Source organism: Klebsiella sp. Sb-30 (genome assembly GCF_057652795.1).
Genome location: NZ_CM172749.1, coordinates 3916160 through 3930502 on the forward strand (window position 1 = coordinate 3916160; position 14343 = coordinate 3930502).

The following is a 14343-nucleotide window of genomic DNA, read 5'->3' on the forward strand; positions in this document are numbered from 1 at the left end:
CTAATTACGCTAAGCGCGAAGACGATCACAATAAAAGGCAGATCGCCCCGGCGAAGGCCGGGGCAAGGAGGCATTACGCCGGACGGCGCAGCAGCTTAAAGACGATAAACAGGAACAGGATCCATACCGGCAGCAGAATGGCCGACAGGCGCATCCCGTCGATGGTGCACATCAGCACCAGAATCAGCGCAAGGAAGGCAATACAGAGGTAGTTGCCGCCCGGTGCCAGCAGCGCTTTGAACTTCGGCTCCCGCCCTTTTCGACGCTGGGCCGCGCGGAACTTCAGGTGCGCCATGCAGATCATGATCCAGTTCAGCAGCAGCGTTGCCACTACCAGCGCCATCAGCAGACCCAGCGCTTTCTGCGGTAGCAGATAGTTCAGCAGCACCACCAGCGAGGTAATCACCCCGGAGAGGATCAGCGAATTGACCGGCACGCCGCGTTTGCTGACGCGGGCCAGAAACTTCGGCGCATTGCCCTGTACCGACAGACCGAACAGCATGCGGCTGTTGGAGTAAACGCCGCTGTTGTAGACCGACAGCGATGCCACCAGAATGACGAAGTTAAGTGCAGAAGCTACCACGTTACTGTCAAGATTATGAAAAATCATCACAAACGGGCTGCTGTCGGACTTGATTTCCACCCACGGATAGAGCGCCAGCAGCACCACCAGCGAACCGATATAAAACAGCAGAATACGGTACACCACCTGGTTTACCGCCTTCGGAATGCTCTTTTCCGGATTTTGCGCTTCGGCGGCGGTAATACCAATCAGCTCCAGGCCGCCGAAAGAGAACATAATCACCGCCAGAGACATCACCAGGCCATGCCAGCCGGTGGCGAAGAAACCGCCGTGGCGCCACAGGTTGTCAAATCCGGCTTTGCTGCCGCCGTGGCCGCCAAACAACATCCACAGGCCAAAGCCAATCATGCCGATAATCGCCAGCACTTTAATTAAGGCAAACCAGAATTCCGCCTCGCCATACAGGCGAACGTTAACGAGGTTAACGGCATTGATGATGACAAAGAAGGCCGCCGCCCAGACCCAGGTCGGCACATCCGGAAGCCAGTACTGCATATAGATGCCGGCGGCGGTGAGCTCAGCCATCCCCACCAGCACAAACATCACCCAGTAGTTCCAGCCGGAGAGAAAACCGGCAAACGGGCCCCAGTATTTATACGCGAAGTGGGCAAAGGAGCCGGATACGGGCTCTTCGACCACCATTTCGCCAAGCTGGCGCATGATCAGAAAAGCGACGATCCCGGCGACGGCATAGCCGATCAGGACGGCCGGCCCGGCCATCTGAATCGCCGGTCCGATACCGAGAAACAGGCCGGTACCGATAGCGCCGCCGAGGGCAATGAGCTGAATATGTCGGTTCTGTAAACCGCGATGAAGCGTCGGGCCGCTCTCCGCTGTGGCATCTGACTGCGTTGACGCGTCTTTCACGTCTTTCCCCTGTGAGTTTTTATGAAGGGGCACCTTTTAACACTTCTGCTCGCCCGACTTCAAGTTGCAGATGCGTTGATTGCGCGGCAAGGGATGGTGACGAACGGCGGAAAAGGGATACACAGAAGGGGCGAGCGGCGTTGTCCCGCCCCGAATTTTACGATCAGAAATCGTAGCTCATCGATACTTTAACGGTACGTGGCTGGCCCTGGAACAGATAGGTGCCGGTATCATCAATACCTGACCAGTAGTTCTCATTGGTCACATTATCCACCCCGGCACGCAGGACCATCTGGTTTTGATTCTGGTTCAGCGCCAGACGGTAGCGCACGCCCAAATCGAGGGTCGTATAGCTGTCGAGTTTTTTGCTGTTCGCCGCGTCGGCATACTGTGAACCGGTGTGGTTCACCCGTGCGGTGGCCGTCAGCCCGTCAACCGGCTTGATGTCATACTCCGCGCCTAACACCGCGTAGAAGCGAGAAACGCCGATGGCATCTTTACCATCGTTGATCCCCTTCGCCGTTTTGGTTTGCTCCGGATCCAGCCACTGAACGCTGCCGTTCAGGCGCAGGCCTAGCGTCGGTTCGCCGAAGATGTTCAGTTCGACGCCGCGGTTACGCTGCTCGCCATCCAGACCGTAGTAGCCGTTAGCATCGGAGATAGCGTTAGGCTTTTTAATTTCAAACAGCGCCAGCGATCCCCCCAGGGTGCCATAATCAATTTTTACCCCAACCTCATCCTGTTTCGAATGAGCGATCCCGGTGCTCTGCCCGGCATTTGTCGCGGTATTTGGCGCCACGCTCCCCGGCTGCAGCGCCTCGGTGTGGTTGGCGTACAGCGACAGCGTCTCCCACGGCTTGTAGACCAGACCCACCGTCGGCGTCCAGCGGCTCTGGGTATAGCGGGAAGACGTATCTTCCAGACCGGTTTTGTTGCTGTAGTTACGCACCACCACTTTCTGATGACGCGCGGCGGCGGTAAGCAGCAGGCTGTTATCAAAGAAGCCTAGCGTGTCGCTCAGCAGCCAGCCCTGGGTACGGCTGCGTGACGTGGTGAGCGGGTCGAAGTAGTTGCCGCCAAAATAGGCGTTATCCGGCATCGCCACATCATGGTTGTCGTAGATGTTGGTGGTCGGGTTTTTCGCCGACATACGCCAGGCGGTGGCATCGGTTCTGACCTGAGCGGCATAGCCGACGTTGACCTGATGAGAGATAACCCCGGTGTTGAAATTACCCCGTACACCGCCCATTCCGCTGATCGAGTCGATGATGCGGTTGGTATCCAGACGCCCGACGGTAGCATCGCCGTTGTCGTTAACCAGCTTCGGCGCGCTATAGGTGCCGGTTTCATGCGAGTGCTGGCCGCCGAGGGCGCTGTACAACGTCCAGCTGTTGGTCAGGTCATACTCGGCTTTGGCCATACCGAATTCGCTTTCTATATCGCTATAGCCCCACTTCTGGCTGTAGTTTTTGCTGTTATCCGGCAGCGCAGGAACAAAATCGACGCCGCTGATATTGATCCCCATCGTTCCGCCATGGAACGTCTTTTTCTGATAGCCGAAATCAAGAGAGGAGCGCAAACGGTCGCCGCGATAATCCAGCCCCAGTGACCCCAGCGTCGTGCGGCGCCGGTCATTATCAACCGCGCCCTCACCTTCGCGGTGAACCAGGTTCACCCGGGCGCCAAACTGATTATCTTCGCCAAAGCGACGGCCAAGGTCGAGGCTGCCGCCGACCTGAGAATCAGCGGTATAGTCCACGCCAACGCGGGTGGTCGGCACATCATCCGCACGTTTCGGTTCGAGGTTGATCATCCCGCCGACGCCGCTGCTGGCGACGCCATTGAGCAGACCGTTAGCCCCTTTGAAGACTTCAACGCGCTCCAGCATCTGGGTATCCATCACCTGGCGCGGCACCACGCCCGCCAGGCCGCCCATGGTCATATCATCGCCATCCAGCTTAAACCCGCGAATGCGATAGGTTTCGGCAAAGTTACCGTAGCCCTGCACCGCCTGTACGCCGGCGTCATTACCGATCACCTCGGCGATAGTTTGCGCCTGCTGGTCCTGAATCAGTTTCGAGGTATAGCCGATAACGTTAAACGGCACATCCATCGCCTTTTGTTCGCCAAGCATACCGATACGGCCGCCGTGGGCAATTTGTCCGTCAAGGAAGGCCGGTACCACCAGGTCGCCGCCGGCTTTAAAATCGCTGCCTTCGGTCGCCTGAACGAGCATAACCTCTTCGTTTTTGTTGCTATTCGCGGTGTTGTCTGCAGCTACAGCGCTCTGGGTAATGGCGCCAATGGTTAACGCCAGCAGCGTTTTGCGCAGCGGGAATGGGGAAGACGTGATGTGCATAATGAGTCCGTGATGAAGATAAATGGAACAAATGGCCCGCTGCCGGGCCAGAATTTTTTATTGCGCGTTCAGGTCGATGCGGACAACGCTGTCCGGACCTTTGGTGGAGTGATCTTTGTTGAACGGTTGTTTAACGGTCACAAACAGCGTCTGCCCCTCGGCATCAAGCAACAGGCTGTTTGGATTCACGGGGATATCCCACTGTTTTTTCAGCGCATAGGTAGTGCCATCGAGGCTGATAACCTTGCCGGACTCGCGCTGGGAGATATAAATCTCATTGCGTTTCGGGTTGAACAGCACCGCCAGCGAGTCGCCCAGGTCGAGCTGCTTAATCACCTTGCCGCTGTGAATATCCAGCACCAGAGTGGTTTTCGCTTTTGAGTTATCGGTGACGAACAGGCGGCCGGTCTCGCTGTCTTCGGCGATATTCAGCAGCAGCGCCGGCTTGTCGCCCAGCGGCTTCCAGCGCTGTTCAATGCGGTTATTGCGCGGGTTGATTACGAGGATTTCCCCGCCGCCGTTGGCCGCATACAGACGTCCGGTTTGCGCGGAATAGTGCAGGCCGGTCATCCATTTGCCGGTATTTTTAATCCGCGCTTTCAGCTTCAGCGTATTGGCATCAACCACCCAGATTTGCGCCGGATCGGCAACGGCACCCACGTAGAGGGTATTATTCAGCAGCAGGATCTGGCGCGCGCCGTACGGCAGCCCCTTCTCGTTGCGCTCGCTAAACAGCAGGCGCTTTTTGACTTTGCCGGTGGCGGTGTCAATGGCGCTGATGCCGCCGTCAAGCGAGTTGGTGACGAACAGCGTTTTGCCATCCGGCGTTATCTGGACGGCAAAGTTTTTCAGGTCGGTGTAGCTCAGGCCGATGGTCTTCAGCGTTTTCGGGTCGAGCTTATAGACCGCCCCGCCCTGCACGTCTTTAAAACCTTCGGCGCTGGCCACGTACAGCGCATCGCCCCGTGGGCTGAGCGCCATTTCGTACAGCCCCTCGGCCAGTTGACGTTTGAGCGGCTGTATGACGGTAACGGCGTTTTTCTCGGCGACCGGCGGGGTTACCTTAGTGGAAGGGGGTGTGGCGCAGCCGCTTAAGACGGCAGAAATGACCAGAGCTAATACCGGAATGGTGTATTTCATCATTGAAATCCTTAACAAAATCAATAAACCGGTGGTAGCTCTTCGCCGATATTATGTTGTTCCGGCATAGCAAGACTGAACCCCACCCTACGCCTTCGCTGTTTCCTTGTGAGCGGCTCACTGGCGCAGGTTAGTCCATTCTTAGCCTGCAAACAAAAAGAAGAATGAGAACTATACTCATTATCTTATAGCGTGCAAGCCTAATCACAACCGACCCGCGCAAAAGCGATAATCTGCTGAAAACAAGGCGTTCTTATGGGGGGAGCGGCTCTCACGAGCGGGAGAAAACGACAGACCCCGCGCGCTGACCGTACGGGGTAAGGGAAAATACGGGCCACATCCGACAAATCGCACGGCCCGATATACGATCGCTTCAGCACTATAGCGGCCGATGGCGCCGGACTAATAGCGTACCATCACCGATTTGAGTTCGGTGTAATCATCGATAAAGGCGCTGCCGAACTCGCGGCCAATCCCCGACCCTTTCATGCCGCCAAACGGCACCGCCGGATCGAGAAAGGTGTGCATATTCACCCAGACAATTCCGGCGTTAATCGCGTCGGAATAGCGCAGCGCCTTGCGGATGTTCTCCGACCAGACGCTGGCGGCCAGGCCAAACGGCGAAGCGTTAATCCGGGACAGCGCCTCCTCTTCGCTTTGGTAGCCGATAAAACTGCACACCGGACCGAAAGTCTCTTCCTGCATCAGCGTGCTGTTTTCGCTCCGGACCTTCACCGCCGTCGGTAAGACAAAATAGCCGTCGCCGGGCAGCGCTTCGCCGCCGCAGACAATGGTGTCGCCCTCTTCCCGCGCTTTTTCAATCAGCTGCAGCACCTTCTCAAACTGCACCCGATTAGCCAGCGGCCCCATCAGCGTCTGTTCATCCAGCGGTGAGCCGGGACGCAGCGCAGACAGGCGCTGCTTCAGTATTTCCAGCACAGCATCCAGCTTGCCCTGCGGCAGATAAAACCGCTCGGCGGCAGCGCAGATTTGCCCCTGGTTCAGATAACCTGCTTCGATAATGCCGTCCGCCATCGCCTCGGGGGTGAGATCGTCGAGAAACAGCGCGGCGTTTTTGCCCCCCAGTTCGAGGGTGACGCGTTTTCCGGCGCCGATCGCCGCATGCTGAACTTTCTCGCCGGTCGCCACCGAACCGGTGAAGCTGACCTTGGCGCAGGCCGGGTGGGCGATCAAGCGCTGGGCGATTTCACCGCCCGCGCCGTTCACCACGTTAATCACCCCGTCCGGGATCCCCGCCTCTTTCGCCAGCTCCGCAACCCGCAGCAGCGTCAGCGGCGTATACTCGCTCGGCTTCATCACGATGGTGCAGCCGCACACCAGCGCCGCCGCCAGCTTCCAGATAGCGATCATTATCGAAAAGTTCCACGGCACGATCCCTACCACTACGCCAACCGGCTGACGACGAGTAAAGGCCGTGTACTGCTCTCCCGCCATGGACGGGAGCGAGACATCCAGCGTTTCGCCGGTGACCTTGCCTGCCCAGCCGGCAAAGTAGCGCAGGAACGCCACCGACTGATCCAGCTCAAGCATTCGCGCCAGGCCGATGGTTTTACCGGAGCACAGGCTCTCCAGCTGCGCCAGCTCCTCACGATGGCTGGCCAGCAGATCGGCCAGCCTGAGCAGCAGCGTGCCGCGCTGCAGGGTCGGCATCGCACGCCAGGAGTCAAAGGCCTGGCTGGCGCTGGCCATCGCCCGATCCGCCTGCCCGACATCCGCCGACGTTACCCCGGCAATCGCTTTGCCAGTGGCGGGGTTTATCACCGCCAGCGTCGGTCCGTTGCCGGGCAAAGCCTCTCCGGCAATAAACTGCCCGTGCGGTTGGCGTAAAAAAGCTGCTACTTCAGCAAGTAAGGTCACGTCGCTCATCGGTGGCATCCGTTTTTTCAGGAAATGTTCCTCATCACATCACGCCAGAAACAGACTGCCTATCGTTCTAAAGAACGTCATTCTTTCGGACGATATTCAGCGCCCCGCCGCCATGCTGTGATGGAGGTCTTAGCCAGGCGAGACAGACAGGGTAACGCTATGAATATCAAAATCGATGCGCTGAACTACTACGGCGCCACCAAAAAATATCAGCTGCATTTTCCGGCGCTGCAGGATGATATTGACGCCGACGTGGTGATCATCGGCGGCGGCTTTTCCGGTATCAACACTGCGCTGGAGCTGGCAGAACAGGGCATCACCAACGTGGTCGTACTCGAAGCCCGTCATTTAGGCTACGGCGGCACCGGCCGCAACGGCGGCCAGGTCATGGCCGGCATTGGTCACGACATCGAAGCGGTGAAAAAACATGTGGGTAAAGAGGGGCTGGAGACGCTGTTTAAAATCTCGAACCTTGGTGCAGGAATCATTCGCGAACGGATTAAGAAATACAATATCGATGCCGACTTTGTTCCGGGTTACGGCTATCTGGCCTATAACCAGCGTCAGCTGAAGACCCTGCGCCAGTGGGAAAAAGAGTTTAAGGCCGCCACTCCGGATGAGGATATCGCGCTCTATACCGGCAGCGATGTGCAGCAAATTGTGGGCTCCGACGTCTACTGCGGCGCGCTCAAGCATATGGGCGGCGGGCAGATCCACTCCCTGAATATGCTGCTGGGCTCGGCAAAAGCGGCGCATTCATTAGGGGTGAAAATTTTCGAATCCTCTCCGGTCGTAGAGGTGAATTACGGCAAAGAGGTGCGGGTTCGCACGGCGATGGGCAGCGTGAAGGCGGCTAAACTGCTGTGGGCCTGCGACAGCTTCCTCAATAATCTGGAGCCGGAAATCTATAACAAGACGCTGGTGACCTACTCTTATCAGGTCTCAACGGAACCCCTTTCCGATGAGCTGATCGAACGCATCAGCCCGCTACGCGGCGCCTTCAGCGACATTCGCCCGGTCATCAACTACTACCGAATTACGCGGGAAAACCGCCTGCTGTTCGGCAGCGCCACGCGCTACCTTGAATATACGCCGAACGATTTTGCCGCCTGGAATCGTACGCTGCTGGCGGAAGTGTTCCCCTATCTTAAGGATGTCAAAATCGACTTCGCCTGGGGCGGCCCGATGGCCTGTAGCGCGAACCTGTTCCCGCAAATTGGCACCCTGCGCGAGCACAATAACGTTTTCTACGTTCAGGGTTATTCCGGGTTTGGCGTCACCCCCTCGCATATCGTGTGCAAAATTCTCGCCGAAGGAATTAACGGCGGCTCAGATCGTTACCGCCTGATGAGCAGTATTCCTCACGCCACAATCCACGGTCGTGACAGCCTGCGTCTGCTGCTGGTCACCGCCGGAAAACTCATGCATCAAACCGCCGGTTACTGGAAAGGCCGGAGTTAACCAGGAGAACATCATGCAAGCATTTAAACTCGATCAACCGGTTCCTGAACTGCAGCCTATCGGCAGCGTCAGCCTGCTGGGCGCAACGCCAACCGAAGGCGATCCGCAGGTGGCGGGCGCTATGGTTTACGGCGAACCACAGGACGCCTTTACCTGCGGTCTGTTTTCGTCCACTCAGGGGAGTTTCACCATGACCTATCCGTTTACCGAACACGCCACCGTGCTGGAAGGCGAAGTTGAGCTGACCGTCTCTGGCGGCAAGCCGCAGCGCTTCGCCCCGGGCGACAGCTGGTTCGTGAAGCAGGGCACCGAAGTGGAGTGGAAAATCCTCACCCCGCGCTTCGTCAAACACTACCTGGCGAACGTCGAAAGCCGCTAACCAACGCAGACAATCCCCGGTGCCCGGCGGCGGGGATTGTATTCATGCACTGGGTCACAGATTCAACCGCCGTTCTCCACCTTCAGGACGATATTCATTGAGCCGGATGCCAACCTAAATTATGACTATCCGGAATGGCTATTCACTTCCAGCCACTCCCTGCCCTTACCTATCTTGTGCAGAGGTTGACTATGTTCAGTAAAAGACTCGCCAGCCATCTCGAACGCGGCGTCGTCGGCTTTCCTACTACCCTCGCCAGCTCCGTCGGACTGATTATGGCCAGCCCGGTGATCCTGACCGTGACCAGCGGTTTTGGGATGGGCGGCGATACCTTCGCGCTGGCGGTACTGCTGGCGTTTATCATGATGCAGGCGCAGGTCACCACCTTTGCCGAAGCGGCGACGCTAATCCCCACGACCGGCTCGGTATATGACTATATCGCCTGCGGGATGGGGCGTTTTTTCGCCATTACCGGCGCGCTGTGCGCCTATCTGATCGTGCATATTTTTGCCGGCACCGCGGAAACCATTCTGGCCGGGGTGATGGCGCTGGTGAACTTTGAGTCCATCAGCAGCCAGATGGCCGCCCATCAGAATACCTGGATGGTCGGTGTCGGAATGGTGGTGGTGTTCGGCCTGCTGAACGCCATTGGCGTCGAGATCTTCGGAAAGGTCGAAGTCGTACTGACCTTCGGGATGTGGAGCACGCTAACCATTTTCGGCCTGTGCGGAATTTTTATGGCGCCGGTGACCCATCTCTCCGGCTGGTTCGGCACGCCGCTTGATGTCAGCGATCTCTCAGGTCTGTTCGGCTATATCGGCATGGCGATGTTTATGTTCGTCGGCTGTGAACTGGTGACCCCCATGGCCCCGGAAATTAAACACGCGCACCGCACCATTCCTCGCGCGATGGCGCTCGGCCTGCTGGGCGTCGCAAGCTGCATGTTTATCTATGGTGCGGCCATTAACCGTCAGGTCGAGAACGTGGTACTGGACGCGGCGAACAACGTCCACCTGCTGGATACGCCGATGGCTATTCCGGCCTTCGCCGAACGGGTGATGGGCCACGCGGGACAGTACTGGCTGGGCGTCGGCCTGCTGCTGGCGGGCTGCGCGACCATTAATACTCTGATGGCCGCCGTACCGCGGATTATCTACGGCATGGCGCTGGATGGCGCGCTCCCGCGCTTCCTGACCTGGCTGCATCCCCGCTTCAAGACGCCGGTTATCGCCATTGCCATTGGCGTGGCGATACCCTGCCTGCACGCCTGGTATCTGAACGGCAATATCGATCGTATCGTGCCGCTGATCCTCGCCGCCGTCTGCGCCTGGGGCGTCGCCTATCTGCTGGTGACCCTTTCGGTGGTACTGCTGCGTATTCGTCGTCCGGATCTGCCTCGCGCCTACCGCTCGCCGTGGTTCCCGCTGCCGCAAATTATCTCCAGCGTCGGGATTATTATCGCCATCATCAATATCACCCCGCCGGGGATGGACAGCCGCGAAGTGCTGGTGCCATTTGGCATCATGCTCGGTCTGACCGCCGCCTATGCCCTCTTCTGGACGGTGTGCGTCCAGCGGGTCAACCCGTTCCGTCCGGTACCGGTTGAAGAGGTGGTGGAACGCGCGATTGGCAACTATGAGAAACAGAACCAAGGGGAGATGACGCCAGATGCCCTCCGTCCCCTCGTTTAGTACCCCGCTGATGAATGCGGTGCAGCGCGACCTGGCCGGCTGGGACAGCGAAAAACTCAGCGAGCGCAGTGCGGTGCTGCACCTGAACGCCACCACCGACGTCACCTTCAGCGTTCGCCAGAAAAGGCTGTTTATGGCCAGCATTCACAGCTGCGAATTTGTCGTCGAGGGGCCGGTCACCCGGCCCGCTCAGGGTAGCATTCGCGCCCATCAATCCGGCTGGCTTAAACGCCAGCCGGTGACCTTCCGGGCGGCAAAACCGGCCGCCGATCTCGCCCGTTACCTCAACCGTTTTCCGCGTTTACAGCAGACATTAAGCGAACTGGATTACCGCCGTTTCTCCTTAACCATTGATAATCAGCGCTGGCGCTGCTGCATTGAGCCGTGGGCCGCCAGCGAAGTGGTCTGCAAAATGCCGCCGCTGCGCCGCTATCTGCGTCTCGAAAAACATCAGCGGATGCTGCTGCTGAGCGTTATGAATATGCTGCATCAGGCGATCGGTCAGTGGATGGCGCAAACGGCGACAGAGAAGTGACATCAAAGAGAAGTGAAAAATAGTCCCACACAGGAGAGCGCTTCTCCGCCTTCCTGGCGGAGAAGCGAAAGGAGATTACTTCAGCCCAAACCGGTGCGCCAGTTCGTCAATCGCCTGGCGCTGAAAGCGGGTAAAGGCCTCGCGCGGTTGCTGTTGCTGAATAAACGCCAGCAGCGGATCCTCAACCTCGGTTTTCACGCCGCTCAACGCCTCCATCACCGCCAGCCCGCAGAACGGTACATAGGATTCGGCATAGCCCCCTTCATGCACCATCACCAGCTTACCGCCGCACAGGCGATCGGCCGCCTCCTGCACCCGTTCGGTCATGGCGCGGAAACTATCGCTGTGGAGCAGCATTCGCGCCAGCGGATCCATAGCGTTGGCATCGTAACCGCAGGCGACGATAATCAGATCCGGTTCAAAACGCGCCAGCGCCGGCAGCACGATCGTTTCCAGCGCATAGCGCCAGCCGTCGTCCCCTGCGCCGGCCATCAGCGGAACGTTAATGTTGTAACCTTCGCCGGCACCGGTGCCGCGATCTTCCTCTCCGGCATAGCCCGGTGGGAAACAGCCGTCCTGGTGCAGCGAGATTGTCAGCACATCGTCACGATGCAGGTAGATATGTTGCGTACCGTTGCCGTGGTGCACATCCCAGTCGAGGATCGCCACTTTACCCAGCCCGAACCGCGCCTTCGCCCGCTCCACGGCAATGGGAATGTTGGCAAGAAAACAGAAGCCCATCGATTGATCCGGCAGGCAGTGGTGGCCCGGCGGCCGCGACAGAGAGTAGGCATTATCCAGCTCGCCGCTCAGCACCGCCTCAACCGCGGCACAGGCCAGCCCGGCAGAAAGGCAGGCAATTTCATAGCTGCCCGGCCCCAGCGGCGCCTCTTTGCCCAGCAGACCGCCGCCGCTATCGCTGATCGCCTTAAAGCGCTCCAGATAATGTGCCGGGTGAATGCGGCGCAGATCCTCCTCGCCGGCGGCCGCGCCGCCGCGTAGCTGAAGCTGCGCAGTCAGCCCCGCGACATCCATCAGGTTTTTCATCCGACGCTTGGTCTCCGGCGATTCCGCATGGCCGCCCCCTGCCGGAGGTTGTACCCAGCCGCCGACCGGTAGCGTCACCGCATGCAGGCCGGTACTGTGCCAGAAACAACGTTCATCAAAGAAGAAACCGGTTTTTCTTTTCACTCTATCCTCCCGTTGGCTCACTCTTCCCGGCGGACGATGCCGCCAGAATTAATCCTGCTGAGATCAGCGCGCAGCCGCCTGCCGCCGCAAGCAGCGCATCGGCGCTGGAAAAACGTTGTAGCAGCGCCCCGGCCAGCGCCGGACCGGCCGCCATTCCGCCGCCAATCACCAGATTGATGCTGTTCATCAGGCGACCGTTGTTATCCAGCCCGGCAACGCGCGCGAGAATAAAAGGCAGAACAAAGGTCCAGGTGAATTTGAACAGCAGCGCGGCCAGCGCGAAGCGCATCAGCAGCGGATGACTGACCAGCAGCACAATGCTGAGAATCAGCAGGCCGTAGCCCAGCCAGACCGGTATCCGGTCCGGGCGCCGCGTGCCGCGCAGAGCGGCGCCGCCCGCGCCGATAATGCCGCACACCGTCGCAGCCGCCAGCACCATGCCAATTTGCGCCGCGGTCAATCCCGCCGCGCTGCCGATGGTGCCGATAAAAGTCCACACCGCGCTGAGGCTGATATAAAACGTGAGGATCGCCAGCACCGCGCACAGCTTACGTCGCGGTGCGGCCGCGGGCGGCTGGCGGGAAGAGGCCGACATCGGCTGAAAGCGCTGAGGAAAGGCCGGGACCAGCGGCAGACAGCAGAGCATGATAGCGGCGAGGATCAGATACACCACCTTCAGGCCAAAGCTGGCAAACAGGGCGGGTAACACCAGCAGTCCCACCATTCCCAGCAGCAGTTGTCCCAGCACCCAGAAGGCATACACCCGGGAAGGATTGGCCGTCCCGGCCGCACTGCTGATACACAGGATCATCAGGGTGCCCCCCGCCAGCGAGGCGATGAAGCGGGCGATCAGCAGCGTTTCGTATTGACTGACCGCCGCCGAGACAAGATTGGCGACGAGAAACACCGCGCAGGCGCACAGGGCCACGCGGCGCCAGTTCAGACGACTCATCCACCACCATGCGGGCAGCGTCGCAAGGCTCATGGCGCCGAGTTCGGCGGAGAAAAGATAGCCAATCTCTGCCGGCGTCAGCTGCCATTCGCTGGCCAACTGCGCCGCGACCGCAGGCGCGGTCATCAGAATCCCCGGCGCAACGGCAGCGAAAATGACGATGGCCGCCAGCAGGCGGGCGGTGAAAACCAGCCCGGACGGCTGGGATAAAAGCTTTTCGGCAACAGGCGTACTCGACATCGTGGTGCGTGCTCCAGTCAAAAAAGTCTCCCCCCGGGCAGCAGTCCAGGGAGTGATACCGTCAGGCATCAGGAAAACGCCGCGGTCGGCGGCGCGCGCGGGATGCGATGAGTCAGATTACAGATGCAGCGTGCGCTGAGCGGATGGCATCCAGGTTCGGGAAACGAGCTCGGTACGATTGACCACTTCGGTCTTGGCAAAAATATTGCGTAGGTGGGTCTTCACCGTGGAGAGAGAAATATCCAGCTGACGAGCAATCAGCTTATTACTGGCCCCTTCGCGGACCATGCCAACAATTTCACGCTCTTTCGCCGTCAGCATCGCCGGCAGGTCTTCCTCTTCCTGGAGACAATCGTGGATGGCCAGCTCCACCAGCGGCAGCACCGCCTGGGCGCGCAGACGCTCTTCGCTGGAGAAAGCGACATCGCGCATTAAGGAGATACCGGCAATAATCCGTCGGTCGCGGCGAATAAACACTTCGGTCATGTCGCGAACATTATTCGGCAACATAAACTCATGATAGTAATGACGGTTACGGTCACAGAGGCCTGGCGTCATCGCCGCCATGGTAATTGCCTGATGGCTAAAACGGGACGGCAGCAGCGGATCTAACGGCTGAAAACACTCCAGATATTGCTGGTGCGTATTCGCAGAAATATTATGCAAAATATAGTGTTCTGGTTTTAAACGATGATTGACCCGATAAAACACCGCCGACGACAGTGGAATTAACTGTGAAATAGTCTGTAAACAACGGGCAATTATCGCATCATTACGACTGGCTTTTAATAAAGCAGACATGATCCCCTCCCGTCGAGGTGAAAGTGCGTTAAACGCGGATGACCAACGATACAAGAAGCATACATTTCACATTTAAGTAACACAATCATTAACATATTAACAATGTGATATTGGTTGCAAAATTTTATTTAACGCACTGTTATTTAAAACATTATTATTGCGCATAGCGTTGTGTTATCGACCTAATATTAAAACATAAACAAAAGTTATTAACTTTATCCCCTGGCGCCGCGCGCTTCACATTCTCACGCTTTTCA

The 14343-nt window shown here is 58.2% G+C and carries 11 protein-coding genes; 4 read left to right on the forward strand and 7 right to left on the reverse strand.

Annotated features, from left to right (window positions below):
* Positions 1 to 73 precede the first annotated feature (73 nt).
* The 4 genes from pheP to AC236I_RS18315 form a co-directional block, all read right to left on the reverse strand.
* A complete protein-coding gene (gene pheP, locus AC236I_RS18300) occupies positions 74 to 1450 on the reverse strand; it encodes a phenylalanine transporter (protein ID WP_004859136.1) in 1377 nt (458 codons plus the stop codon).
* Between the two features lie 163 nt (positions 1451 to 1613).
* Positions 1614 to 3809, reverse strand: coding sequence for a TonB-dependent receptor (locus AC236I_RS18305; RefSeq protein WP_266279282.1), 2196 nt, complete (start codon positions 3807 to 3809; stop codon positions 1614 to 1616).
* A 57-nt stretch (positions 3810 to 3866) separates the two neighbouring features.
* The gene (locus tag AC236I_RS18310; RefSeq protein ID WP_032724208.1) at positions 3867 to 4949 is read right to left on the reverse strand and encodes a YncE family protein; all 1083 of its coding nucleotides are present in this window, start codon (positions 4947 to 4949) and stop codon (positions 3867 to 3869) included.
* Positions 4950 to 5351: 402 nt separating this feature from the next.
* On the reverse strand, positions 5352 to 6845 hold the full coding sequence (locus AC236I_RS18315; RefSeq protein WP_160873196.1) for an aldehyde dehydrogenase family protein: 1494 nt from the start codon (positions 6843 to 6845) through the stop codon (positions 5352 to 5354).
* A gap of 150 nt (positions 6846 to 6995) precedes the next feature.
* On the opposite strand from AC236I_RS18315, the gene AC236I_RS18320 reads away from it, so the two are divergent.
* From AC236I_RS18320 to AC236I_RS18335, 4 genes are all read left to right on the forward strand, one after another.
* Positions 6996 to 8297 (forward strand): NAD(P)/FAD-dependent oxidoreductase, encoded by a 1302-nt coding sequence (locus AC236I_RS18320; RefSeq protein WP_004859120.1) that lies wholly within the window; start codon positions 6996 to 6998, stop codon positions 8295 to 8297.
* A 13-nt stretch (positions 8298 to 8310) separates the two neighbouring features.
* Positions 8311 to 8676, forward strand: a complete 366-nt coding sequence (locus tag AC236I_RS18325; protein WP_004859114.1) for a cupin domain-containing protein — start codon at positions 8311 to 8313, stop codon at positions 8674 to 8676.
* Between the two features lie 191 nt (positions 8677 to 8867).
* The gene (locus tag AC236I_RS18330; RefSeq protein ID WP_004859112.1) at positions 8868 to 10367 is read left to right on the forward strand and encodes an APC family permease; all 1500 of its coding nucleotides are present in this window, start codon (positions 8868 to 8870) and stop codon (positions 10365 to 10367) included.
* Positions 10345 to 10902, forward strand: coding sequence for a DUF3156 family protein (locus AC236I_RS18335; RefSeq protein WP_065905947.1), 558 nt, complete (start codon positions 10345 to 10347; stop codon positions 10900 to 10902). Before AC236I_RS18330 ends, AC236I_RS18335 begins: the two co-directional genes overlap by 23 nt.
* Before the next feature lie 75 nt (positions 10903 to 10977).
* On the opposite strand, the gene AC236I_RS18340 is transcribed toward AC236I_RS18335, so the two are convergent.
* The 3 genes from AC236I_RS18340 to AC236I_RS18350 form a co-directional block, all read right to left on the reverse strand.
* A complete protein-coding gene (locus AC236I_RS18340; RefSeq protein WP_032716820.1) occupies positions 10978 to 12093 on the reverse strand; it encodes a class II histone deacetylase in 1116 nt (371 codons plus the stop codon).
* 1 nt (position 12094) lies between these two features.
* Positions 12095 to 13285, reverse strand: coding sequence for an MFS transporter (locus tag AC236I_RS18345; RefSeq protein WP_487608577.1), 1191 nt, complete (start codon positions 13283 to 13285; stop codon positions 12095 to 12097).
* A 117-nt stretch (positions 13286 to 13402) separates the two neighbouring features.
* Complete coding sequence (locus tag AC236I_RS18350) at positions 13403 to 14086, reverse strand: helix-turn-helix transcriptional regulator (RefSeq protein ID WP_004859096.1); 684 nt, start codon at positions 14084 to 14086, stop codon at positions 13403 to 13405.
* Between the last annotated feature and the right edge of the window lie 257 nt (positions 14087 to 14343).